A 21697-nucleotide genomic window follows, 5' to 3' on the forward strand; every position below is an offset into this window, starting at 1 on the left:
CCGCGGTCGGCCTCGACGACGACCGCGTTGCCCGGAGTCGCGAGCGACTCGAACGCCCTCACCGCCCGAGCCTGATCGACCGTGAGACACGCCTCGTACGCCGCGGCGGGGAACGTCGCGTTCGGCGGGACGGTCGGTCCGGCGCCCGGTTCGGATCCCGCCCTCGCTCCTTCCGCGACCGCGGCCCCGCCAGTCAGCCCGTCGCGATCGAGGACGTCCCCCTCGGGCCCGTCGGCGCCGAGCGAGACGACGGCGATCCCCGGATGCGCGCGCAAGGTCCCGACGAACCGCTCGCGGAACCGCCCCGTCACGTCGTCGACGCCGTACGGCGGGACCGCCAGCGACTCGTCGAAGCGGTCGCGGATCCCGGGCCAGTCGTCGAGCGTCGGCGTCAGGAGGATCAGGAGTCCGCCGCCGTCGACCGCGCCGACGCACCGGCCGAGCGCGTTCGGGACGAACCGCTCGTGGCAGTCGAGGACGACGACCTCGCGGGTGCCTCCGAGCAGTTCGTCAGCGTTCCGCGGGCGGTGCTCCTCGAACCGGAACCCCTCGCGGGTCGAGACGACGGCGGTCGACGCGCCGTTGCGCTCGCCGCCGATCGCCTCGATCGCGGTGTAGGCCGCGTCGATCCCGCGATCGCGGTCGCCGGCGAGCGCGAGGACCCGCCGCTCGTTCGCCGCCTCGGCCTCCCGTTTCGCGTCCCGCGCGAGCCCCGCGATCATTCGTTCGGTCGTCGTTGCCGGGGGCCGGGGATGTGTCTTGCCCTCCGGTCCGCCCGGACGCGGTGGCCCGGAACCACCGACGTCCCCGGCGAGGCGGGAGGCTTACGGCGTCGCGGGGCCTCGTGTCGACCATGACCACGGTCACGCTCATCGGAACGCGACTCGCGGACACGGGACGCGAGTTCGTCTACGAGGGGGAGTCGCCCGCCTGCGAGGGCTGCCCGTACCGGAGCCAGTGTCTCAACCTCTCCGAGGGCACCCGGTACCGCGTGACGGGGATCCGCGAGAACGCGCAGACGCTCGACTGCGCCGTCCACGACACCGGCGTCCGGGCGGTCGAGGTCGAGCCCGCCCCGGTCCCCGCGAACGTCCCGTCGAAACAGGCGTACGCCGGCAGTCGCGTCTCGCTCGCCGGGCCGTGCCCCCACACCGAGTGCCCGAGCCACGGGTACTGCGTCCCCGACGGCGCGGACTTCGACGACGAGCGCGTGATCGATCAGGTGCTCGGCGAGCCGCCGCACGACACCTGCGCGCTCGACCGGGACCTGACGCTGGTGGAGTTCCGGGCGGAAGACGAGTAATCGCGGCGTCCGCGGCCCCAGATGCGCGGCCCTCTTACAGCGCGGTGACCGCGTTCAGGGTGATCAGGATCGCGCGCTCGACGTTGTCCTTGGCCTTCTCCGGGAGCTCGTCGTCCGAGTCCGCGCCCTTCTGGCTGCCGGCGACGAGGTTGCCGTCGACGGTGCAGATCGCGCCGGCCCGCAGCCCCTTGCGGCGCGCCAGCGAGAAGACGGTCGCGGCCTCCATCTCGATCGCGAGCAGGTTCGCGTCGTTCCAGTCGTCGACGTACTCGTCGCTCTCGTTGTAGAAGGCGTCGTCGGAGACGATCGGGCCGACGTGGACGTCCTCGCCGTTGTCTTCGGCGGCGTCGACGAGCTCGCGCAGCGCGTCGTAGTCCGGGACGGCGGGGTAGTTCGCCGACTCGTAGCGCTTGCTCGTCCCCTCCTCTTTGGCCGCTCCGGTCGCGACCACCATGTCGCCGACCTCCATGTCGGCCTGCAGGGCGCCGCAGGTGCCACAGCGGAGGAACGTCTCGACGCCGACGCGCGAGAGCTCCTCGACGGCGATCGCGGCCGACGGGCAGCCGATCCCGGTCGAGCAGATCGTGAGGTCGGTCCCCTCGTAGCTCGCGTTGACGATCTTGTACTCGCGGTTCTGCGCGACGAGCTCGCTGTCGTCGCACCGGTCGGCGATCCGGTCGACGCGGCCCGGGTCGCCCGGGATGATCGCGATCTCGTGGACGTCGCCCTCCTCGACCAGCAGGTGCGGCTGTTTCGCCATGCGAGCGGGTCCACGCGCCGCGCGCAAAAACGGACCGGTCGGGCGGCGGGGTTCGCGCCGCGAAGCCGATTTGATATCGCGACATGATATTTATCACGCACCCGGAGCCCTCGTTCTACGCGTCTCGACCGACCCGCCACGCTCGGGCGATCGGCCGGTTTATCGCTCGGCCGCGGCAGATCCGGGTATGACCGATTCGGCCACCGACGCCACCGGTTCGACGATCGTCGCCGTCGTGATCGCCTTCGCGCTCGTCACGCTGGTCACGGGGTTCCTCCTCGGGGCCAACTGGACGCAGGCCGTGCTGGTCGGCGGCTTCGCGAGCGTCGTGGCCGCCGCCTCGGCGTGGTTCACCGAGCGGCGCGGGGCAGGCGAGGACTGAGTCACCCACGTCGCGGCGGCGGTTATCGCAACTGAGACGCCGGGCGGAGGCTTTTATACGCGTCCGGATTCGATATCTCGTAATGCGCTTCAGTCGCGACCGTCGGGGCCAGTCGGTCGTGATCGGGACCGTGATCCTGTTCGGGTTCCTGATCTTAGCGCTCTCGCTGTATCAGGTGCAGGTGGTCCCGCAGCAGAACGGACAGGTCGAGTTCCAGCACTTCGAGGAGGTTCGGAACGACCTCGTCGAGCTGAGGGCGGGGATTCTGCAGGCAGGGAGTACCGATCGGCCGCAGTATCAGACGGTTCGGCTGGGTACGACCTATCCCACCCGCATATTCGCGATCAATCCACCATCACCGGCCGGGTCGATACGGACGACCCAGTCGTATCCGATTACAATCGCGTACGAGTCCAACGGTACGGTGATCGAGACCGTCCCGACGAGGTTCCTCCAGTACCGGCCGGGCTACAACGAGATCGACCAGTCGCCGACGTGGTACGACGCTTCCGTGCTCTACGTCGACGCCCGCGACGAGGGAGGCGGAATCGCGGTGATCGAAGATCAGGAACTCGTCGATTCCGAAGGAGGGGTACAGGTCGTGGCCCTCCAGAACGAGTTCCGCCGGAGCGGGACCGGTCGGGTGACGCTCGAATTTCGCCCGGCAGAGAACGTTACCGAGACGCTTCCCGACGGTAACCTCACGGTGACTCTTCCGACGCGGTTGAGTGAGAACGACTGGGAGACCAAGACCGATCTCCCGACCGATAGCGAGGTCTATGGCGGGATTACTGACGACGCGAATGAGGACGACGTTTACAATCTGACGCTCAATACGACCGCCGAGAACCTGACCGTGGATACGGTTGGTGTGGGGGAAGCTCCGGAAGAACCGACTCAGAATTCCGACGATGCCGGGGGAGGCAATGGTGGAGCTGACGGTGGCGACGGTGGTGGATCTGCTCAACCTCAAGGCTTTACGGCTGTAGAAGCCTTTGATCTGCCGAAAAACAACGGGTCGGGTGATCAAAATCTGACATTCACAGTAAACAGTACTCTCTCAAGTGGTGAATCCGTTACTATCGATCTGAGTGCTGCACAACAAGGCGACTTTAATTACGGTTCCTCTAGTGTCAACTTGGTTGGAGGATCAGAAAATAAAGGAAGTGTTCAATTTACGACAAAGAATACTAACGCTGCAGTGGTCAGATACACTGCTAATCAAGACATTTCTCCAGGTGAGCAAATTCAATTGGAAGTTACCAGCGTAGCCTACTCTAATGGCGACAAAGGTGAATATAGTGTTACGTTCAGCCGAAGCGACGGGGGGAGTGCCACTGACACGTTCTCCGATAGTGGCGGTGGCGGTGGCTAGGCCCGCCTCGCGTACAAGAATTAGTGAAATAACCTAACAGCTGATTGTTTATTATATTACACAACAGAAGAATCGTCAGATACAAATAAAAATCTCAGTACAACACCGGTAAAATCGGAGTGGGTTCCACAATCGACGTAAACACCCATCGACAAACCCAAATGCCGGCCCAATGAACGACCGTGTATGACCGAAGTCGGCATCGACGCCGTCGAGATCTGGACCGGAAAGCTCAAGCTCGACTTGCCCGGCACGTTCGCGCCGCAGAAGGGCGACGACCCGGAGAAGTACACGAAGGGGCTCGGGCTCAACAACTCCTCGTTCCCGGACGTCTACGAGGACATCGTCACGATGGGCGCGAACGCCGCGAAGGGGCTGATGGACCGCAAGGGGCTAGAGCCCGAAGACGTCGGCCGGATCGACGTCGCCACGGAGTCGGCGTTCGACCACTCGAAGCCGGTGTCGACGTACATCGCGGGCTGTCTGGAGCAGGTGTACGACGGCGACTTCACCCACGCCAATAAGGGCGAGCGCAAGTTCGCCTGTCTGGCGGGGACGCAGGCGATAGACGACGCGTACAACTGGATCCGCGCCGGGCGGAACCGCAATCGGCCCGCGCTCGTCATCACGACGGACACCGCGCTGTACGCCCGGGGCGACCCCGGCGAGGCGACGCAGGGGGCCGGCGCCGTCGCGATGCTGATCGACGAGGACCCCTCGATCGTCGCGCTCTCGACCGACCAGGGGTACGGCTCGAAAGACGAGACGGACTTCCTGAAGCCGAACCAGCAGTTCCCCAGCGTCGACGGGAAACGCTCCGTGCAGGTGTATCTCGCCCGGATGCGGGAGGCGCTCGAAGACTACGAGTCCGTCACCGACGACATCGAGCTCGACGACTTCGCGTACGCCCCGTTCCACACGCCGTTCCCGGGCATGGTCCGGAAGGCGGCCCTGCTCGCGTACCGGCACGTCATCCGCGACACCGAGTACGAGGACGAGCTCGCCGCGGAGATCGGCCGCCAACCCCGCGAGGACGACTTCGCGGACCGCGAGGCGTACGAGGGGGCCATCAGGGACTACATGGACGACCTGAAGACGACGGAGCAGTACCAGACGTGGTACGACACCGTCGTGGAGCCCACGCTGGGCCTCTCTCGGGAGGTCGGGAACTGGTACACGAGCTCGGTCCACATCGCCCGCGTCAGCGCGCTGCGCGACGCCCTGGCGCTCGACCGCTCGTTCGTGGACGAGACGCTGCTCGTCGCCTCATACGGCTCCGGCGCGCAGGCGGAGATCCACGCGGAGACGGTCCGAGAGGGGTGGCGCGCGGAGATCGAGGGCCTCGACATCGACGTTCAGCTCGCGGCCCGCTACGACCTCACGTGGGACGAGTACGAGGACGTCCACGACGTCCACGAGTACGACATGGACGTGGAACGCGAGATCGAGGAGTTCACCCAGCCGGACGGGGAGTTCGTCTTCACCGGTTGGGGTCGGATGAACGAGCGCAAGTACGAGTACGTCGAGTAGCGCGTCCCGGCCGCGGCCCGCCTTCGGTCCCGTCGGCCGAGGACCCGGTAGAGGGCCGCAACCCCGTGAAAACGGCTACCACGGGACTCTCCCGATACGATGGTTTTAAACGACGCTAGGGTGAATCGGTACTCAATGGTAACCATCTACGACGTGCCGGCCGACGCCCTCATCGAGGAGGTCGCCGCGCGACTCGAGGACCGGATCGACGAGCCCGAGTGGGTCGAGTTCGCCAAGAGCGGTTCGGGCAAGGAGCTCCCGCCGGAGCAGGAGGACTTCTGGTACGTGCGCTCCGCGAGCCTCCTCCGGAAGGTCGCCCAGAACGAGCCGATCGGCATCGAGCGGCTCGCCACCGAGTACGGCTCGAAGAAACGCGGTTCGAACCGGTACATCGTTCGACCGGGCCGCCACTCCGCCGGCTCCCGCAAGCTGATCCGCGCGTCGCTGCAGGCCCTCGAAGAGGAGGGGCTCGTCACGACCGCCGCCGGCGAGGGCCGCCGCGTCTCCGACGAGGGCGAAGCGTTCCTCTCCGAAGTCGCCGCAGAGGTCTTCGAGGACCTCGACCGCCCGGAACTCGAGCGCTACGCGTAGATAGCGATTCGCCTTTTCGCTCCGTTCGCCCCGCCGAGCGACGGCTCGCGATACTCGTTCAGCTCCTCGTTCTGGTTCAGATCCCGACATCAGGCCGGAGAGCGCCGCCTACCGCGTGTTGATGCTCGATGCGGTTTGCCCCGTATCCGAAGCAATATATTGAATAACGCTATACGAAATCTCTAATCGTCATTGGAGCTACCCCCTCGATGTCATCGCGACCGGTTCGTCGAAGCGGCGGCTATCGGTCTGAACGGCGGAAAAGAGTAGACGGCCCGCCGGCGAGTCGACGACGCGCTATCCCGTGTTCTTCATCCCGGCGGCGATACCGTTGACGGTGAGCCGGAGGGTGCGCTCCTCTTCCTCCGTCCGGTGGGTCCGTCCGAGCAGGTTCGCCTGCAGCAGGTTCAGCGGGTCGACGTAGGGGTTCCGACGGTCGAGGCTCTCCTCGAGCCACTCGCGGCGGAGGAGCTGGTCGCGACCGCTGATCGCCAAGACGAGCTCGCGCCCGCGCTCGTACTCGCCGATGAGCTCGGGGAAGAAGCGCTCGCGGAGTTCGTCGTCGGCGAGGTCGGCGTACTCGGCGGCGATCTCCGGCTCCGTGCGGGCGAGCGCGAGGCCGGCGTTGTCGAGGGTCGTGCGGAAGAACGGCCACTCGTCGTACATCTCGCGGAGCGTTTCGAGCCCCGCCTCCTCGCCGACCTCGTCGAGGTAGGCGTCGATGCCGGAGGCGAGCGAGTACCAGCCGGGGAGGATGAGCCGCGTCTGCGTCCACGAGAACACCCACGGAATGGCGCGCAGGTCCTCGACGGTGCGTTCGCCGGAGCGAGAGGCGGGCCGCGAGCCGAGGTTGAGGTCCTCGACGACGGAGATGGGGGTCGCCTGTCCGAAGTAGGAGACGAACCCGTCGGTGTTCAGCAGGTCGCGGTACGTCTCGCGGGCCGCGGGCGCCATCGTCTCCATCGCGTCGACCCACGCCTCGGGGACGTCCTCCGTGGGCTCCTCGTTGGCCTCGTGGCGGGCGCGGATCTGCGCGTCGAGCATCTGCTCGAGCTCGCGCTCGGCGATCCGCGGGTTGGCGTACTTCTCGGCGATCGCCTCGCCCTGCTCGGTGAACTTCACCTGTCCGGTGACGGTCTCGTTCGGCAGCGCGAGCAGCGCCTCGTTCATCGGGCCGCCGCCGCGGGAGATGGAGCCGCCCCGCCCGTGGAACAGCCGGAGCGTGACGTCCTCCTCGCGGCAGAACCGCGCGATCCGGCGCTGGTTCTCGTAGAGGTCCCAGTTCGCGGCGAGGAACCCGTTCTCCTTGTTGGAGTCGGAGTAGCCGAGCATCACCTCCTGCAGGTCCCCGCGGACCTCCAGCGCGGTCGCGTACGCCTCGTTGTCGAACAGCGCCCCGAGGATGCGCTCGGCGCCGTTGAGCGCGGACTCGGTCTCCAACAGTGGGACGACGTCGAGCCCGCAGTGGTCCGGCAGCGAGACGGCGCCGACCTGGTCGGCCAAGAACAGGACCTCCAGCACGTGGCTCGGCTCCTCCGTCATCGAGATGCAGTAGGTGTCGATCGCCTGCTGGCCGTACTCGTCTTGCCACTCGGCGAGCTCGCTGAACCGCTCCAGCACGCGCTCCGTCGTGTCGGAGATGTCGCCCGGTTCGTCGGTGTCGACGACGGGGTCGTCCTGGAGGATCGCTTCGGTGAGGAACTCCTCTCGCGCGTCCTCGTCCATCCCGCGGTAGTCGACGCCCTCGCTGGCGACCGCCTCGGCGACGGCCTCGGTGTGGTTCTCGCGGTGGTCGCGGAGGTCGAGCGAGGCGAGCGTGAAGCCGAACGTGTCCACCTGTCGGCGGAGCGGCTCGACGAACGACTCGCGGACCGCGTCCTGCCCGTCGGCCCGGAGCGACTCGGCGATGACGTCGAGGTCGGCGAGGAACGCGTCGCCGTCGGGGTACTCACCGGGGCGCACGTCGTCGACGCGGTCGAGTCGCTCGCGCATCAGGCGGAGCTTCTGGCGGTACGGCTCGTCGGGGTAGCGCTCGCGGGCCTCCTCGACGACGGTCGGGAAGCGCTCGGCGTCGGCCGCGAGCGACTCCGTGAGCCGGTCGTCGATCGCGTACCGTTCGCCGTCTTGGCTCAACACGGCGGAGAGCCGCTTACACCGGTCACGGTACTTTTCGATGGCGACCGACCGCTGCCGTTCGAGCGTCTCGTCGGTGACCTCGGGCGTCACGAAGGGGTTGCCGTCGCGGTCCGACCCCGCCCACGAGCGGAACTCGAAGAGCTTCGGACAGTCGATGTCGTCGTACTCGCTCGAAATGGTTTCCTCGAACTCCTCGTAGGCGTCGCCGACGACATCGAAGAGGGTGTTCTCCAGGTACCAGCCGACGTTTCGGGCCTCGTCTTCGGGCTCCGGGCGGCGCTGGCGAACCTGTCGGGTGCCCCAGAGGCTCGTCACCTCGGCGGTGACGTCGCGCCAGATCGCGTTTCGCTCACGCTCGGTGAGGTTGCGCTCGTCGAGCTCCTCAAGGTGGTTAGCGATCGACCGGAGCTTCGCCTTCACCGTCGCCCGGCGGGCCTCGGTCGGGTGGGCGGTGAAGGTGGGCTCGATGAGCACGTCCTCCAGCAGCTCGCGTAGCTCCTCGGGTTCGACTCCCTGCTCCGCGAACTCCTCGACGGTGGCCTCGAAGGAGTCGTGGAGGGCGCCCTCGTCGTCGGCGTTCCGAATGGCGCGGACGCGCTCGCGCTCCTCGGCGAGGTTGATCAGTTCGAAGTAGGTGGTGAACGCGCGGGCGACGATCTCCTCGCGGTTCGACGAGAGCCCGTCGACTGACTCGTGGAGCCCGGCCCGGCTCTCCGCGTCGCCGCGGCGGTATCGGATCGACGCGTTCCGGAGGTCTTCCACCGTCTCGTACGCTTCCGTGGAGGCCTGTGCGGAGAGGACGTCCCCCACGAGCGCGCCGAGCTCCCGGACGTCCGTCCGTACGTCTCGATTGTGCAACTCCATACCACAGTTACACCCGTCGCCGCGGGTTAAAGGCGATGTCTGAACGAATGTTTGCCTCGGCTCCGAGTGAATATCCCGATCGATCGTGCGCCGATCGGGCGAGCGGTCGTCCGTCGCGACACTCGGGGGAGCGGATCGGTTCGGATCGGTCGATTCCGCTCGGCCGGACGAGCCGCTTCGGGTCGGGCCGACCGATCCGCCGCTTCGGTGGCCGGTTCGTCACCCTTTTTACCGATCCATCCCGAACCTCGCGTATGAGTAAGTCCGACAAGTATCCGGCCGAGTCCGGCCGGCGGCGCTTCGTCAAGGGCGTCGTCGGGGGCGCGGCCCTCGCGGGCGTCGGGGCGATGGGGTCGGCGACCGTGAACACGCTGACCACCGCCGGTGGGGTCGGCGGCGGTTCGACGGTCGCGACGACGATCGCGAAGACCGGCGGTCCGGCGCCGCGCGGGCTCCCGCAGATTCCCCTGCAGGTGACCGACGACGGATACATCGAGGGCATCTGGCCCGAGACGACGACGGTCACGCAGGAGGGACAGGAGATCCAGGTCGCACAGCAGGACCTCGGCGGGAAGACGTACTCCGGCGAGTGGTTCCAGTACTGCGGCGTCGAGTCCCAGGAGAACATCGCGCCCGACTTCGAGTCGGACAACCTGTTCCGCGCCGCCCCCGGGAAGTACGACTGGCAGGACGAGACGTACGAGGCCGGCGATAAGATCCACGTCGACGACTTCGGAAACTACGACACGTGGGGCAACGGGATCGGCGACGACGGCGTCGGGAAGCCGGCCTCGGTCACGTGGCGGTCCGAGGACGCCGAGACGAACCTGAACGCGATCGTCATCCGCTCGCCGCGGATCGAAGAGGCCGTCGCGAACTCCGACGACGAGTGGCTCGAGGCCTCCACCGACCAGGGGTTCATCGCGTACCTCAACGTCTGCACGCACTTCTGCTGTATTCCCGACTACAAGGTGTTAGAGGAGTCCGCCCGGTACGACGCCGAGAACGGGACCTACTGCGTCTGCCACCAGTCGGTGTACGACCCGTTCACGCTCGAGGAGGCGCTGTTCATCGCCCGTCCGCGCCCCGACGAGTAACGCCTCACCCCGCGCGCCGCCGCTTTTCGCGCTTCGACGCTCCCGTTCAGCAGCGCTCACGGGTGCGCGAACGCCGCGCTTTTGCCTCGGCTCCGCGTACGTCCCTCCATGAGCGACGACACGACGCCCGCTGACGGGACCCCGTCCGGCGACGGCGCGTCCGCCGGCGACGAGACCGCCGGCGGCGACGCGTTCGCCGCCGAACTCGACCGCGCCCGCGCGCTCCTCGACGGCGACGACGTCGAGGCGGTTCACGTCGGCGTCGTCCGCGACGGCGAGGTCGACACGACGTTCGCGCAGCGGGCCGACGAGGGCCCCGAGGGCGAGGGGCTCCGCGCGCTCGCGCTGCTCGCGGCGCACGTGCGACTGGTCGCGAACGAGGCCGGCGTCGAGGCCTCCACTGTCGCCGGCGACGCGGCGACGCTCGCGGGGCAGGTGGAGCGGATCCCCGCCAGCACGGACGACCTGCCGGAGGAGTAGGGCGCGACGGGCCCGTGACCCGTCGAGCCGGGACCGCCCGACGTCTCGACTACTCGTTCGCCCGGATGCGCGAGAGCTGGTGGGCCACGCCGGCGAGCGCGATCAGGAGTATCGCGAGGTTGAACGCCGCCAGCGCGATCGGCTGGTAGGCCGAATCGAGCCACGTCCGGATCGCGACGCCCGTCTGGCTGTAGAAGCCCCACCCGGCGATCAGCGCCAGGAGCACGAGCGCCGCGAGGCCGACGCGGTCGAGGATCCCGCGGAGGCGCTCGGTCGGAAGCCGCCCGATCCCCTCGTCGCTCGATCCGGCTGCCGCGATCGGTTCGCCCGGTTCGGTCGTGTCGTCGTCGGTGTCGGTCATGGGTTGAGTCGCGGGTCGGTCGTCGTCGCGGTCGGTCGCGGGTCGGTCGTCGTCGAATTCGGTCGTCCGTTCGCCCTCCGCCGGGCCGGGGCGCTCGTCGTCGGTCATGGCCGCCTCCGGGCGTACAGCGCCGCCGCGAGGAGCGCGGCGAGCGCGGCGACCGGGCCGAAGCCCGGCGTGCCGTCGTCGGTGCTCCCGTCGTCGCGGGGCCGCTCACCGTCGGCGCCGTCGTCGCCGCCCGCACCGCCGTCCGCGAAGTCCTCCACCGAGAACTCCACCTCCTCGACGCTCTCGTCGGCGTCGATCGTCTCTCGCGGGTTCAGGTTGGCGACGCCCTGCGTCTCGTCGATGAGGACGTCGTCGCTCCACAGCGCGGCGTCGACGTAGTAGTTGTAGTTCGCGGGCACCTCGACGGTGGTCGTCACCGTTTCGGTCCTGCCGGGCCGGACCGACCCGACGGTCTCCCGGGCCTCGTCGGCGATCACGTTCGACTCGGCCTGCCGCATCAACAGCCGGAGATCGAGGGGGTCGGAGGCCGCGTCGCCGCGGTTGGTCACCGAGACCGAGACCGACAGCGTCGCGGTGGCGTTGTCCGCCTCGCGCACGCTCACCGCGACCGTCGGCCAGACGTTCCCGTCGGTGAATCCGACCCGCGTGTCGGCGTAGTCGGGCGTGAGCGCGGCCACGCCGCCGACGCGGGTCGTCCGCGTCTCGACGCGCTCGCCGTCGGCGAACACGGCGGTTTCGATCCGGTAGCCGCCCGCGCGCTCCACGTCGACGGAGCCGTTGATCGTCCGCTCGCCGCCGCCGTCGACCTCGCCGATGTCGACCGTCGTCTCGTCGACGAGCAGTCCCGAGTCGGCGCCGATCGCGCGGTGGCGCACGGTGACGTTCTCGACGGCCGGCCCCCGGTGCCGGAGATCGACGCCGAGCCGGAGTTCGGCCGTCTCGCCGCGCACCTCGCCCGGCGACACGACGATGCCGGCGATACGGACGTCGCCGGGGCGCTCGTTCTCCTCGCGGGGATCGTCGAGGGCGTCCGGCGCGGCGACGACCCCGACCGCGCTCACGACGAGCACCGCGGCCGCGGCCGCCAGGAGGGCAGTTCGCGTGTCCATACGCCGAACGTCAAACCGGCGATATAAGTGCTTTGTCGAGTTCGGACCGCTCGACCGCGTCGCCGACCGCCGCCGCGGCCGGTTCACACCACCCTGTACCGGCCCCGCGACTCGGAGAGCTCTCCCCGTCGGGTCAGCCTCGTCAGGATCTCGCGGGCCGTCTCGGCGGGGACGCCGCGCTCGCTCGCGTGCGCGACGACGTTCTCCTCGGTCGGCTCCGCGGCGGCCTCGACCGCGTCGCGGACGAGTTCGGTCCGCGTCCGCGAACTCGACCCGCCGCCCTCGGCGCGGGCGCCGGCCTCGTCGACGGCGTCGGCGTCGATCCCGCTCGCCTCGAGGTACTCCCGGTCGCCGACCCCGGCGTCGTCGACGGCGTGTTCGAGCTCCGAGACGTGGTCGATCTCGGCGAACGCCGCGCTCTCGTCCCGCTTCTTCGCGAGCAGGGCGGCCCGGGCCTCGCGGGCCGCCGCCCGGTCCTCAGACTCGAAGAACCGCTTGAGCTTCGCCGTCCGGTGCGTCTTCCCGCAGCGCGGGCAGGTCGCGCTGTCGCTGGTCCGGGGGTCAGAGAGGAGCCACATGGCCGCGCACTCGTTGCAGCCGACGACCGCGTACATGTCGCGGCGTTCGGCGGCGTCGGATTTGAACCCTCGGCTGTACGTGATCGATACTGGATCACCGGTGAACGCCTCCAAAGCCCCAGCCGGGAGGGTTCGCGCGGCTCGGTGCGCTCCTCGTCACTCGCTGCGCTCGTTCCTGCGGTGCTTCCGTCGCCGTGCTTCGCCCTCCCGGCTGCCCCTTTGAGTCCCACCCCGCACCGCACCGCAGCCTCACGCCTCCCCAGCCTCGTCGGACCGGCGCGGTCGCGCCGGTCCGACTCCCTCGCACGCGCTCCTCGCGGGCCATCGGCCCGCTCGGAGGCGCGCGCCACCGCTTCGATTATTTATAAGCAACCGGCCTCAGTCCAAATCCTCGATCTCGCGCGCGGCGGCGAGCACCTCGTCGTGGAGGCTCCCGTTCGAGGCGACGAGCCCCGTCGAGTCGTGTCGCCAGCGGTTCCCCTCCAGGTCGGTGACGCGCCCGCCGGCCTGTCGGATCATGAAGACCCCGCCGACCGAGTCCCAGGGGTTCGCCCGCAGGTTCGAGACCACGCCTTCCAGCCCGCCCGCGGCGACGGTGGGGAGAACGACCTGCGCGGCGCCGAACCGGCGCATGTCGGCGAACCGCCGGACGATCGCCTCGCAGGCGGCGGCGTACTCGTCGCGCGCGTCGTGGTCCCACCACAGCGTCGGGCTGACGGCGGCCCGGTGCGGGTCGGCGACGTCGTTGACCGCGATCGGGTCGCCGTTGCGGTACGCCCCGTCGCCGTCGGCGGTGTACACGTCGCCGAGCGCGGGGCAGACCGTCGCGGCCGCGACCGGCTCGCCGTCGACGACGGCCGCGACTGCGGTGCCCCACATCCGGATGTCCCGGACGTAGTTGTGCGTGCCGTCGATGGGGTCGATCACCCACGACGCGCCCTCGTCGGGGACGGTCTTGCGCTCGTCCTCCTCTTCGCCGACGAACGCGTCGTCCGGGAACGAGTCGCGGATCGACTCGATCACGGTGCGCTGGGCGGCCCGGTCGGCCTCCGTCACCACGTCGTCCTCGCCCTTGCTCTCGACGGCGATGTCGCTCCGGAAGTGGTCGTGCGCCACGCGGCCGCCCGCTCGCGCCGCGCGCTCCGCGACGGCCGCGCGCTCGTCTGCGTCGGTCATGAACGTTCTGGGGCGCCACGACGCCTATAAACGTCGATCGACGACCCCGGTCCCGCGGCTCCGCCGCCGCGGAGGCCCGGTCGCCGCGAGAGTATTAACTCAATTCTGAATCCGAGTATACTTAAGTGCGAAGCACGCGATCACGTGTGTATGGAACCAGCAGAAGCGGTCCGTCAGCTCGAGTACGCCATCGACGCCTCCCTCGACGAGACCGGACAGCGGACGGCCGCCGGCTACCGGCCGACGTTCGAGCGCGTCGCCGAGCGCGCCGACGGCGCGGCCGTGTACGACCTCGCCTGCGACCTCGCCGACGAAGTCGTCGCCGGCAATCGGGTCACGCCGGCCGAGGCGGACGCGACCGCCGAGCGCGTGCTCGACGACTGGGCGTACACCGACGGCGGGAAGTAAGCGATACCTCGATTCCGGTCGGCCTCGTACTCGTTCCTTCGGTCGCGCTCTCCGATAGTCGCTACTCGACGCTTTTCGGCACCCATGAACCAGTTGAACGGCCTTCCTGATCGTCGATAAAGAGGACGGCCGCTATACGGCCGTCGCGGAGACGCTCAGGCTCCCGGAAATCTCGTCCGCCGTCGTTCCGTCCAGCGCGTTGATGATGAACGAGACGCCGATCGACTCGCCGGTGGCCAGCTGGGCGGTGAGCCGGCCGGTGATCGGACTCGTCGCGAGACCCTCCCGTGCGCCGGCGCCGCCTTGCGAGGACTGTAGCTCGAAGGCGTACTCGGTGTTCCCGTCGATGTCGTCTCTCAGCTCGAAGTCGATCGCGACGGAAAGGTCCTCGGCGGACTGATTCACGACGACGAACGCGGATTCGAGCGAGTCCTGGCCGTCGCTCATATCTGCGGGGTCGTCGTCCGTGACCGCGGAGAACGTGTCACCCGTGATACCGTCGATGTCGTCGTCGGAAACGAACGCTCCGAACTGGTACACCGAACTGACGTTCACTCCGGGATCGCCGTCACCGATCGAGACCGTCAGTTCGCCACCGGTGCTCATCCGGACGCCCGCGACCGCTTCGTTCGCGACCAATCCGACTAACCCGTCGCTGTCGTCGACGACGTCGATCTCCGCCCGCCGGGAGACCTCTGCGGCACCGAACGCACCGGTGCCGGAAGCCGTGGCTCCCGTACCGACAAGCGCTCCCAGTCCGACCACGACGTCGCGTCGGTTCATAATAACGTACCTGTGTCGGAGTCCGGTTTATGAGTCGGCGTTGGTGAAGTCGTCGTGGCTCCCTGCGCGGACGGTGAGAGAACCACCGAGATCAGTGCTGGAACTGACCTCATCCACGTCAACAATAATTGTGACGTAGAATTCGTCTCCTGCTCCGACGGGGTCAGAGTATTGCTGGTCAGCGAATATGATACTAGCCGCTTTCGGGTTGTCACCGTTCGTTACGTCTCCGACCACGAGTCCTTCTTCCTGCGAGGAATTACCGTCATCGTCTCCTTCCTCGTAGTACGCAACCAAGTAGAGTCGAGCACCGGACGGGAATGATGAATTCGGGTCATAGGTGACTTCGATCTGTTTCGTACTGTTCGTCTGATTCATCACCTTGAACGCGTGCTCAGTTTCGATGCTGGTGTCCGTATCGATGGCGACGTCGCCGACAGACGGGCTCGCGGTCGGGTCACCGGGAACGTAGTCAACGTTGCCGGAATCGAACTCACCGAGCCCACCGACCTGATACGTAGAGTCAGGGTTGATACCGGTTCCGTCGTCATCCGGATCGAAGTCGATCATCAGCTCGTTACCGCCACTACCCCCGCTGTTGGTGACGTATTCGCTGGTCCCAGACTGGAGTCCGATGAGGCCGTTGCTGTCGTTGACGACACCGATGTTTGCTTCTCGACCGTCGAGTTCCGCGGCGGTAAACGCCCCAGTACCCGTCGCGGCCGCTGCTCCCGAAGCCAATGCACCCAGACCGATCACGAATTTGCGTCGTTCCATGTCGTATCTCACCTGTGTTGGCGCACCCCCGCAGCCCGGGCGTCCGGACCGGGAGTGCTTGGATAACACATACGGGTGGTGGTACTTCGTTATGATATTCTCGACATGTTTGCATCCACTCCTCGTTGCGTGACTCGCGCGGCTCGATGCGCTTCGGGCGCTCCTCGTCGCCCGTCGCGCGTCGCCCCGAAACATCGATAAAGAGCTCCTAATTCGCTTCAGGGAGTGGATTAGACGTTCAACGACTCCCTGAAGATCCGGTCGGACGTTCGTACCGGATTCAGGTGTCGCCCGTCTGACCGCCGATCATCGCCTGTTCCTAACAGAAAACAGACATTGACAGGTTAACTATCCTACTCATTTATGGTAGTATCTCGCACACGTTACAAGCGAAAATCGCCGGTTCGAGGAGGGAGATCCGCCGGCGGGGAACCAGGGTGCTCACATCGATGACATCGACCGCTGCCACGACGAACGAATCGAGCCGAAACGGAGGTGAACTGTCCGAGGACGAGGTCTTCGAGGTGCTGTCGAACAGGCGGCGCCGCTTCGTCATCCACGCGCTCAAGCGCGCGGAGGAGCCGATCGACGTCGCCGAGCTCTCCGTGCACGTCACCGCGTGGGAGCGCGACGTCGACCCGGAGGCGGTCCGGTACGAGGACCGCCGGAACGTGTACAGCACGCTCCGGCGCACGCACCTCCCGAAGCTGGAGGAGAAGAACGTGGTGACGGTCGACGAGGAGGCGAACCTCGTCGAGCCGACGCCCGAGCTGGAGGAACTCGACATCTACGTCGAGGTCCTCCGCAGCCGGGAGATCCCGTGGAGCCTCTACTACGTCGGGCTCGCGGGCGTCGCCGTCTCGCTCCTCGCCGCCGTCGCGACCGGAACGCCGGGGTTCGCGGGGCTCGACGCGATCGACGTGGGGGCGTTCACCGCCACCGCCTTCGGGATCTCCGCCGCCGCCCACCGCGTCGTCGGCCGCCGAGCGCGCCTCGGGAACTCCGAGAAACCGCCCGAGCTCTCCGAGGGCACATGAGCGCGACCGCCCGGACGCCGACGGCCGACGCGAGCGCCCTCCGGACGCTGAGCCTCGTGCTCGTACTCGCGGCGGCCGTCGGGCTGGTGATCGGCACCGTGGGATTCACCGCGATGGAGGCCGACCGCGGGCTCGCGGTCAACGTGACGGACGATGCGAGCGCGTACCTGGGCTACGAGCCGCTCGCCGACGAGGTCCGCGACGGCGAGTCCGTGCCGGTCGTCGAGTACCGGAACCGGTTCGGCGGCGACCTCGGCCAGTTCGACGTCGACGTCTCGATCGCGGACCCCGGAGCGACGGACGCGACGATCGAGTCGGTCGAGCCGCCCTCGTCGCTGGAGCGGGGGAGCGCCGCCGCGGTCGACGTCACGCTGCGCTGTCCGGAGCGAGAGGCGGTCCCGCTCGCCTTCGAGGCCGACGCGAACGGCGGCGGGGTCAGCGTCTCGCTGGACCGCACCCACACCGTGACCTGCGTGCCGACGGGACCGACGGTGACGGGAGTCCGGTACACGGGCGTCGGAAACGCGTTCGTCGACGTGGAAGGGCGGAACGCGACCGTCGAGGCGACCGTCTGGCTCACGGCGGCGAATCCGGGCGAGGGCGGCCCCGAGGGACCGATACGGTCCGTGACGGTCGACCGCCTGAACACCTCGAACCCCGTTCGGCCGCAGCTCCCCGACGCGTCGAACGAGCGCGTGGCGGCCGTCGAGTTCCCGAACCGGGGCGTCGCCTACTTCCATCCCGGATGGGACGGGGAGAAACACGCCAGTCCGAGCGCGGGAGACGGGGTCGAACGCGCGGGCCCGCTGGACGCCGCGACCGTGTCGAACACGTCCGTCGTCGACGAAAGCGACGACTGACCGCTTCTACAGCTCCACCCGCTCCCCGATCTCGGGCGCGCTCGCGTCGAACCCGTCCGCGCGGAGGTCCTCGGCGAACGCCTCGCAGCGGTCGCCGTGGTTCACCAGCACCCGCGCGCCGCGGTACGACTCGAGGAACGACTCCAGTCCCTCGCGATCGGCGTGCGCGGAGAAGTCGTACGACTCCACCCTGGCGCTGACGGGACGCACCTGGCCGTTTATCTCGAGCCGCCCGTGTTCCTGGAGCTCGCGGCCCGGCGTCCCCTCGACCTGATACCCCGTCAGCGTCACGAGGTTCGCCGGGCTGCCCCGGATCTTCGGGAGGTACGAGTGGACCGGACCGCCCGCGAGCATCCCCGACGTGGTGATTATCAGCTCGTTGTCGGCGGCGATCCGCTCGCGCTGGCCGTCGCGGCCGGTGACGAAGCGCGCGGCGCCCTTGGCGCGGCGGAGCGCCTCGGGGTCGCGCAGGAACTCGGGATACCGCCGGACGAGCCGCGTCACCTCGACCCCCATCCCGTCGACGTAGGGGGTGAGGCCGTTCGCCTCGGCGACGAGCATGATCTCCTGCGTCCGCCCGATCGCGAACGCCGGCGCGACGACGGTCCCGCCCTCCCAGATCGTCGTCTCCGTGCTCTCGGCCCAGCGGTCCTCCACCGCGCGGCGGTCCTCGTGGGTCACGTCCGCGTACGTCGACTCGCAGATCACGGCGTCGGCGTCGGGCCGCGCCGTCGTCCCCGACACGAGCCGCTGGTCGTCGGTGTGGAAGTCGCCGGTGTACAGCAGTCGGTCGTCGCCGTCGTCGACGACCACGTGCGCGGACCCCGGGATGTGTCCCGCGTCGAACAGCGTCACCTCGTACTCCGTCCCCCCCGCCTCGACGGGGAACGGCTCTCGGTAGGCGTGTCGCTCCTCGACCTCGCCGACCCGCGCGACGTGCTCCTCGGAGAAGGGACACAGCGGGCTGTTGCCGTGGAGTTTGAGCGTGTCGCGCGCGAGCGTTCGCGTCAGGTCCGCGGTCGGCGGCGTCCAGTGGACCGCCGGCCGCCGGTCGCCCTTCAGCAGGGCCGGCACCGCGCCGGCGTGGTCGAGGTGCCCGTGCGAGACGACGACCGCGTCGGGCTCGGGGTCGCGGACCGGGTACTGCGGGGGGTCCGCGGTCAACAGGCCGTAGTCGAGGAGCAGCGCGCCGTCGACGAGGACCGCGCTCCGACCGACCTCGCGGGCGCCGCCGAGGAACTCGACCTCCATTGCCGATCGATAGCCGCCCGCGGCGTTAGTGCTCGTCGGTCTCGCTGCATCCGGTGTTACCGTCGCCCCCGACGCCGTCGAACCGCGCCGCGACCGCTCCGAGGACCGGCGCCGGCCCGAGGAGCCACACCCACGCCGCGAGCACGAGCGCGCCGGTCCGACCGCCGAGCGCCCGCCCGAGTTCGACCGCGTACCCGACGCCGACGGCGCCGCCGAGGATCAGCCCTCCGTTGAAGACGGGCGCGCTCGGATCGCGGACCCCCAGATCGGAGAGCGCGTCGCTCGTCCACGAGAACGTCGGGTCGAGGAGGACAGCGGCCGCGATGCCCGCGAGCGCGAGGAGCGTCGCCGTCGCGCCGAGGGCCCGGACTCGGGCGGTCGTCTCGGCGTCCGAGACGCCGCCCGCGGCGTCACCGACCATCGACGGGGGTCAGTCGAGCCGCTCCGCGGCGTCCCGCTCGACGAGGGGCGCCGCGTTCTCGACGGGGAGGCTCACGACGTCCTCGCTCGCGAGGTCGTACTCCCGCTCGTCGACGCCGAAGATGGCGCCGACGTCGCGGGTGATCCGAACGGTCGCGCGGTCGTCGTCGACCGAATCGGCCGAGTCAGCCGGGTCGGCTCCGGGAGACGCGCCCGTCTCGTCGGTCGAGTCGACGTCGCCCGCGGTCGCGCGTCCGTCGCCGCCGGGCGCTCCGGGCGGCGCGGGCTCCGGCGGGACCGCGGTCGGGCCGCCGTCGGTGGTGGCGCCGTCGCCGGCGACGTCGCTCGCGTTGCGCTCCGGCGCATCGGTCGGGGGCAAGTCGGACGACTCCGCCGTCTCGCCGGGCGTCGCGTCGAGCGCGTCGGCGACCTCGTCGTCCCCGCCGCCCATGGCGCCGGCGAGCGCGTCGGCGACCCCGCCAGACTCGTCTTCGGCCGCGTCCGCCTGTTCGATGGGGTTCGACCGATCGGCGGGCTCCGGGTCCGGCGCGGGCGGCGCCGGCTCCTCGGGAGCGTCGGGCGCGGCGCTCTCCGTCGGCCCCCGCTCCGCCCGGGCACCGTCGGGCGCGGACGCCGGTTCGAGCTCGGACCCCGTTCCGGACGCCGATCCGGACGCGGACTGGTCCACCGACACCTCGCCGGAGAGCACGTCGAGCACGCGCGATTTGTTCTCACCGATGCGGTCGACGAGGTCGTCGAACAGCTTCCGCTCCTCGGTCGTCATGCCGTCAGCGTCGACCGGCATGTCGGCCGCGGCGAACGACGCGAGCTTGACGACCTTGCCGACGCGGCGCTCGTACAGCGCCTCGGCGACCTCCTCGGCCGTCTCGACCTCGTCGGAGAGGCGGCGGACGTCGTCGTCGGAGAACGGCTTGTCGACCTGTTCGGCGCGGCGGTCGCGGGCCGCGCGCAGGTCGGCGACGTAGGCGGCCACGTCGTCGTAGAAGGAGTCCCGCAGGTGCTGGAGGCTGTCCTTGCGGCGTTCCTTCGCTTGGGCCGATCTGAGCTCGTCGAGGTTCATTGTTCGGGTGCCTTCCGGGCTTCGCCGCGGGCCATGAGGAAGACCCCGGCGAACTCGGGAACGGTGTTTCTACCGGATTCAACTCTAACGCGCTCGCCGTTTAATTCTACCGTCCGATCGACGTCGCTCTCGATCCGGATCTCGCGGCCGACGAACCGGTCTGGCACCGCGTCCCGAAGCGGGTCGAAGTCGGCGAGGTCGTCGCGCTCGATCGGCGTGACGACGAGCCCGGAGCCGCCGTGGAGCGTCCCCGGAAGCCGGATGAGCCGCCGCGTGTCGGTGGTGACCGGCTCGTCGATCGGGGCGGTGTCGGTCGCGGCCGCGCGCGACGCCAGCGCGGAGACGAGCCGGCGCACGCCCGGGCCGCCGGCCTCGACGTTGCCCTCGCGGACGGCGGTCGGGTTGCGGTCGAACGCGCCGAGGATCGTCTCCGCGCGCCCTTCGCCGATCCCGTCCAGCTCCATGAGGCGCTCGCGGGCCGCGTCCTCGTCCATGTCGCGGAGGTCGTCGGCGTACTCGACGAGCGCCTCGTGGACGCGGGCGCCCCACCCGCCCTCGGTGCGGAGCACGCGCTTCGTCGTGCCGCGCTCGGAGACCGTCCGGATCAGGCCCTCCGTGTCGAGGTCGATCGCGCGCACGTAGTCGACGATCTCTCGGCGCGCCTCGCTGTCGAGCCCCCGCACGCTCTCGTCGCGGACGTGGACGTGGTAGCCGCGCCCGCCGGAGAAGACGACGGTGAGGTCGTCGAAGGCGAAGTCGTCGTCGAGGAAGTCGAGCAGCCGCAGGAGGGCCTCCTTGCACTCCGCGAGCATCTCCGGGTACGAGGTGGTCTCGGGGTCGACTCCCGGGAGGTGGTCGGCGTCGAGATCGAAGATCAGGTCGGCGGAGCGCCACCCCTTCTTCGACATCGTCGAGGCGCCGGGGTCGTCGTAGCGCGCGGCCGAGAAGTAGGCGTGCCGGGGCGCGTTGTCCGCGAAGAACGTGTCGATGTCGCCGAGGTCGAACAGCGACTGGTGGCGGACCATCGTCGTCCCGGAGCCGGGCGTCCACGGGATGTGGCCCCACTCGCGCAGGTTCGCGTCCGGCGGGAGCGACGGCGAGGCACGGCGGTAGTAGTCGCCGAACCGCCCATTCAGGTACTCGCGCGTCCGGTCGTCCATCGTCTCGTCTGCTACCGGCGGTCGACGTATCAACGTATCGTTCGCGGACCGGTTCCGCCGCGGCCGACGCCGACTATTTATAACTAGAGCCTCGGCAGTGCGGAAGGCGCGCGCCGCCGAGCGGCCGCCCTCGGCGGCCGCGAGGTGCGTGCGCGAGGGAGGCGGCGGG

General features: G+C 69.0%; 23 protein-coding genes. 10 read left to right on the top strand and 13 right to left on the bottom strand.

Features of this window, described 5'->3' with window-relative positions; translation table 11 throughout:
* Window positions 1-722, bottom strand: a 722-nt coding sequence (locus tag DJ73_RS17615; RefSeq protein ID WP_141212990.1) for a tRNA(Met) cytidine acetyltransferase TmcA domain-containing protein, incomplete at its 3' end; no start/stop codon positions are given.
* A 131-nt stretch (window positions 723-853) separates the two neighbouring features.
* On the opposite strand from DJ73_RS17615, the gene DJ73_RS17620 reads away from it, so the two are divergent.
* On the top strand, window positions 854-1303 hold the full coding sequence (locus DJ73_RS17620) for a UPF0179 family protein (protein ID WP_094525099.1): 450 nt from the start codon (window positions 854-856) through the stop codon (window positions 1301-1303).
* A gap of 34 nt (window positions 1304-1337) precedes the next feature.
* Here DJ73_RS17620 and DJ73_RS17625 read toward each other — a convergent pair whose 3' ends face one another.
* Entirely contained in the window at window positions 1338-2063 is a 726-nt protein-coding gene (locus DJ73_RS17625) for a nucleoside phosphorylase (RefSeq protein WP_094558624.1), read from the bottom strand.
* Between the two features lie 187 nt (window positions 2064-2250).
* Here DJ73_RS17625 and DJ73_RS17630 point away from each other — a divergent pair, with 187 nt between their 5' ends.
* The 4 genes from DJ73_RS17630 (at window position 2251) to DJ73_RS17645 (ending at window position 5941) form a co-directional block, all read left to right on the top strand.
* Window positions 2251-2445 (top strand): hypothetical protein, encoded by a 195-nt coding sequence (locus tag DJ73_RS17630; RefSeq protein WP_094525097.1) that lies wholly within the window; start codon window positions 2251-2253, stop codon window positions 2443-2445.
* Between the two features lie 82 nt (window positions 2446-2527).
* Window positions 2528-3820: a hypothetical protein gene (locus tag DJ73_RS17635; protein ID WP_094558625.1), complete on the top strand. Its 1293-nt coding sequence runs from the start codon at window positions 2528-2530 to the stop codon at window positions 3818-3820.
* A gap of 186 nt (window positions 3821-4006) precedes the next feature.
* The gene (gene hmgB, locus DJ73_RS17640) at window positions 4007-5350 is read left to right on the top strand and encodes a hydroxymethylglutaryl-CoA synthase (RefSeq protein ID WP_094558626.1); all 1344 of its coding nucleotides are present in this window, start codon (window positions 4007-4009) and stop codon (window positions 5348-5350) included.
* Window positions 5351-5485: 135 nt separating this feature from the next.
* Window positions 5486-5941 carry a 30S ribosomal protein S19e gene (locus DJ73_RS17645; RefSeq protein WP_094525094.1) on the top strand — a complete coding sequence of 152 codons (456 nt, stop codon included), beginning with the start codon at window positions 5486-5488 and terminating at the stop codon, window positions 5939-5941.
* Between the two features lie 297 nt (window positions 5942-6238).
* On the opposite strand, the gene ppc is transcribed toward DJ73_RS17645, so the two are convergent.
* Window positions 6239-8941, bottom strand: coding sequence for a phosphoenolpyruvate carboxylase (gene ppc / locus DJ73_RS17650; RefSeq protein ID WP_094558627.1), 2703 nt, complete (start codon window positions 8939-8941; stop codon window positions 6239-6241).
* A 254-nt stretch (window positions 8942-9195) separates the two neighbouring features.
* On the opposite strand from ppc, the gene DJ73_RS17655 reads away from it, so the two are divergent.
* Both DJ73_RS17655 and DJ73_RS17660 read left to right on the top strand, forming a co-directional pair.
* The gene (locus DJ73_RS17655; RefSeq protein WP_094558628.1) at window positions 9196-10038 is read left to right on the top strand and encodes a cytochrome B; all 843 of its coding nucleotides are present in this window, start codon (window positions 9196-9198) and stop codon (window positions 10036-10038) included.
* Window positions 10039-10146: 108 nt separating this feature from the next.
* Window positions 10147-10518: a hypothetical protein gene (locus DJ73_RS17660; protein ID WP_094558629.1), complete on the top strand. Its 372-nt coding sequence runs from the start codon at window positions 10147-10149 to the stop codon at window positions 10516-10518.
* Between the two features lie 49 nt (window positions 10519-10567).
* Here the strand turns inward: DJ73_RS17660 and DJ73_RS17665 are convergent, their stop codons facing one another.
* The 4 genes from DJ73_RS17665 to DJ73_RS17680 all read right to left on the bottom strand — a co-directional run bounded on the left by DJ73_RS17665 (window position 10568) and on the right by DJ73_RS17680 (window position 13751).
* Entirely contained in the window at window positions 10568-10987 is a 420-nt protein-coding gene (locus tag DJ73_RS17665) for a hypothetical protein (protein WP_094525063.1), read from the bottom strand.
* Entirely contained in the window at window positions 10984-11997 is a 1014-nt protein-coding gene (locus DJ73_RS17670) for a PGF-CTERM sorting domain-containing protein (protein ID WP_094558630.1), read from the bottom strand. The genes DJ73_RS17665 and DJ73_RS17670 overlap by 4 nt, the downstream gene beginning before the upstream one ends.
* Window positions 11998-12080: 83 nt before the next feature.
* Entirely contained in the window at window positions 12081-12611 is a 531-nt protein-coding gene (locus DJ73_RS17675) for a DUF5817 domain-containing protein (RefSeq protein ID WP_094558631.1), read from the bottom strand.
* A gap of 342 nt (window positions 12612-12953) precedes the next feature.
* Window positions 12954-13751: an inositol monophosphatase gene (locus DJ73_RS17680; RefSeq protein WP_094525060.1), complete on the bottom strand. Its 798-nt coding sequence runs from the start codon at window positions 13749-13751 to the stop codon at window positions 12954-12956.
* Between the two features lie 150 nt (window positions 13752-13901).
* On the opposite strand from DJ73_RS17680, the gene DJ73_RS17685 reads away from it, so the two are divergent.
* Window positions 13902-14159 carry a hypothetical protein gene (locus tag DJ73_RS17685; protein WP_094558632.1) on the top strand — a complete coding sequence of 86 codons (258 nt, stop codon included), beginning with the start codon at window positions 13902-13904 and terminating at the stop codon, window positions 14157-14159.
* A gap of 132 nt (window positions 14160-14291) precedes the next feature.
* Here DJ73_RS17685 and DJ73_RS17690 read toward each other — a convergent pair whose 3' ends face one another.
* Window positions 14292-14942, bottom strand: a complete 651-nt coding sequence (locus tag DJ73_RS17690; protein ID WP_094558633.1) for a hypothetical protein — start codon at window positions 14940-14942, stop codon at window positions 14292-14294.
* Between the two features lie 27 nt (window positions 14943-14969).
* A complete protein-coding gene (locus tag DJ73_RS21140) occupies window positions 14970-15719 on the bottom strand; it encodes a hypothetical protein (RefSeq protein WP_254921706.1) in 750 nt (249 codons plus the stop codon).
* Between the two features lie 449 nt (window positions 15720-16168).
* Between DJ73_RS21140 and DJ73_RS17700 the strand changes: the two genes are divergently transcribed.
* On the top strand, window positions 16169-16756 hold the full coding sequence (locus DJ73_RS17700) for a transcriptional regulator (RefSeq protein ID WP_094525088.1): 588 nt from the start codon (window positions 16169-16171) through the stop codon (window positions 16754-16756).
* Window positions 16753-17616, top strand: a complete 864-nt coding sequence (locus DJ73_RS17705; protein ID WP_094558634.1) for a hypothetical protein — start codon at window positions 16753-16755, stop codon at window positions 17614-17616. Before DJ73_RS17700 ends, DJ73_RS17705 begins: the two co-directional genes overlap by 4 nt.
* Window positions 17617-17622: 6 nt before the next feature.
* On the opposite strand, the gene DJ73_RS17710 is transcribed toward DJ73_RS17705, so the two are convergent.
* The 4 genes from DJ73_RS17710 to priS are packed head-to-tail and all read right to left on the bottom strand — an operon-like array spanning window position 17623 to window position 21528.
* Window positions 17623-18867 (bottom strand): MBL fold metallo-hydrolase, encoded by a 1245-nt coding sequence (locus tag DJ73_RS17710; protein WP_094558635.1) that lies wholly within the window; start codon window positions 18865-18867, stop codon window positions 17623-17625.
* Between the two features lie 25 nt (window positions 18868-18892).
* Window positions 18893-19288 carry a DUF998 domain-containing protein gene (locus DJ73_RS17715; protein WP_094558636.1) on the bottom strand — a complete coding sequence of 132 codons (396 nt, stop codon included), beginning with the start codon at window positions 19286-19288 and terminating at the stop codon, window positions 18893-18895.
* Between the two features lie 9 nt (window positions 19289-19297).
* Window positions 19298-20368: a hypothetical protein gene (locus DJ73_RS17720; protein WP_094558637.1), complete on the bottom strand. Its 1071-nt coding sequence runs from the start codon at window positions 20366-20368 to the stop codon at window positions 19298-19300.
* The gene (gene priS / locus DJ73_RS17725; protein WP_094558638.1) at window positions 20365-21528 is read right to left on the bottom strand and encodes a DNA primase small subunit PriS; all 1164 of its coding nucleotides are present in this window, start codon (window positions 21526-21528) and stop codon (window positions 20365-20367) included. The genes DJ73_RS17720 and priS overlap by 4 nt, the downstream gene beginning before the upstream one ends.
* Window positions 21529-21697: the final 169 nt, after the last annotated feature.

It is taken from the genome of Halorubrum sp. Ea1, assembly GCF_002252965.1.
In the GTDB taxonomy this organism is placed as follows: Archaea; Halobacteriota; Halobacteria; order Halobacteriales; family Haloferacaceae; genus Halorubrum.

Bases quoted from the DNA above. Each gene is read 5' to 3' on its own strand.
- hmgB (WP_094558626.1), top strand. From the start codon at position 4,007: ATGACCGAAGTCGGCATCGACGCCGTCGAGATCTGGACCGGAAAGCTC.
- DJ73_RS17715 (WP_094558636.1), bottom strand. From the start codon at position 19,288: ATGGTCGGTGACGCCGCGGGCGGCGTCTCGGACGCCGAGACGACCGCC.
- DJ73_RS17630 (WP_094525097.1), top strand. From the start codon at position 2,251: ATGACCGATTCGGCCACCGACGCCACCGGTTCGACGATCGTCGCCGTC.
- DJ73_RS17660 (WP_094558629.1), top strand. From the start codon at position 10,147: ATGAGCGACGACACGACGCCCGCTGACGGGACCCCGTCCGGCGACGGC.
- DJ73_RS17690 (WP_094558633.1), bottom strand. From the start codon at position 14,942: ATGAACCGACGCGACGTCGTGGTCGGACTGGGAGCGCTTGTCGGTACG.
- DJ73_RS17705 (WP_094558634.1), top strand. From the start codon at position 16,753: ATGAGCGCGACCGCCCGGACGCCGACGGCCGACGCGAGCGCCCTCCGG.
- ppc (WP_094558627.1), bottom strand. From the start codon at position 8,941: ATGGAGTTGCACAATCGAGACGTACGGACGGACGTCCGGGAGCTCGGC.
- DJ73_RS17680 (WP_094525060.1), bottom strand. From the start codon at position 13,751: ATGACCGACGCAGACGAGCGCGCGGCCGTCGCGGAGCGCGCGGCGCGA.
- priS (WP_094558638.1), bottom strand. From the start codon at position 21,528: ATGGACGACCGGACGCGCGAGTACCTGAATGGGCGGTTCGGCGACTAC.
- DJ73_RS17685 (WP_094558632.1), top strand. From the start codon at position 13,902: ATGGAACCAGCAGAAGCGGTCCGTCAGCTCGAGTACGCCATCGACGCC.
- DJ73_RS17670 (WP_094558630.1), bottom strand. From the start codon at position 11,997: ATGGACACGCGAACTGCCCTCCTGGCGGCCGCGGCCGCGGTGCTCGTC.
- DJ73_RS17710 (WP_094558635.1), bottom strand. From the start codon at position 18,867: ATGGAGGTCGAGTTCCTCGGCGGCGCCCGCGAGGTCGGTCGGAGCGCG.
- DJ73_RS17620 (WP_094525099.1), top strand. From the start codon at position 854: ATGACCACGGTCACGCTCATCGGAACGCGACTCGCGGACACGGGACGC.
- DJ73_RS17720 (WP_094558637.1), bottom strand. From the start codon at position 20,368: ATGAACCTCGACGAGCTCAGATCGGCCCAAGCGAAGGAACGCCGCAAG.
- DJ73_RS17645 (WP_094525094.1), top strand. From the start codon at position 5,486: ATGGTAACCATCTACGACGTGCCGGCCGACGCCCTCATCGAGGAGGTC.
- DJ73_RS21140 (WP_254921706.1), bottom strand. From the start codon at position 15,719: ATGGAACGACGCAAATTCGTGATCGGTCTGGGTGCATTGGCTTCGGGA.
- DJ73_RS17655 (WP_094558628.1), top strand. From the start codon at position 9,196: ATGAGTAAGTCCGACAAGTATCCGGCCGAGTCCGGCCGGCGGCGCTTC.
- DJ73_RS17675 (WP_094558631.1), bottom strand. From the start codon at position 12,611: ATGTACGCGGTCGTCGGCTGCAACGAGTGCGCGGCCATGTGGCTCCTC.
- DJ73_RS17635 (WP_094558625.1), top strand. From the start codon at position 2,528: ATGCGCTTCAGTCGCGACCGTCGGGGCCAGTCGGTCGTGATCGGGACC.
- DJ73_RS17665 (WP_094525063.1), bottom strand. From the start codon at position 10,987: ATGACCGACGACGAGCGCCCCGGCCCGGCGGAGGGCGAACGGACGACC.
- DJ73_RS17700 (WP_094525088.1), top strand. From the start codon at position 16,169: ATGACATCGACCGCTGCCACGACGAACGAATCGAGCCGAAACGGAGGT.
- DJ73_RS17625 (WP_094558624.1), bottom strand. From the start codon at position 2,063: ATGGCGAAACAGCCGCACCTGCTGGTCGAGGAGGGCGACGTCCACGAG.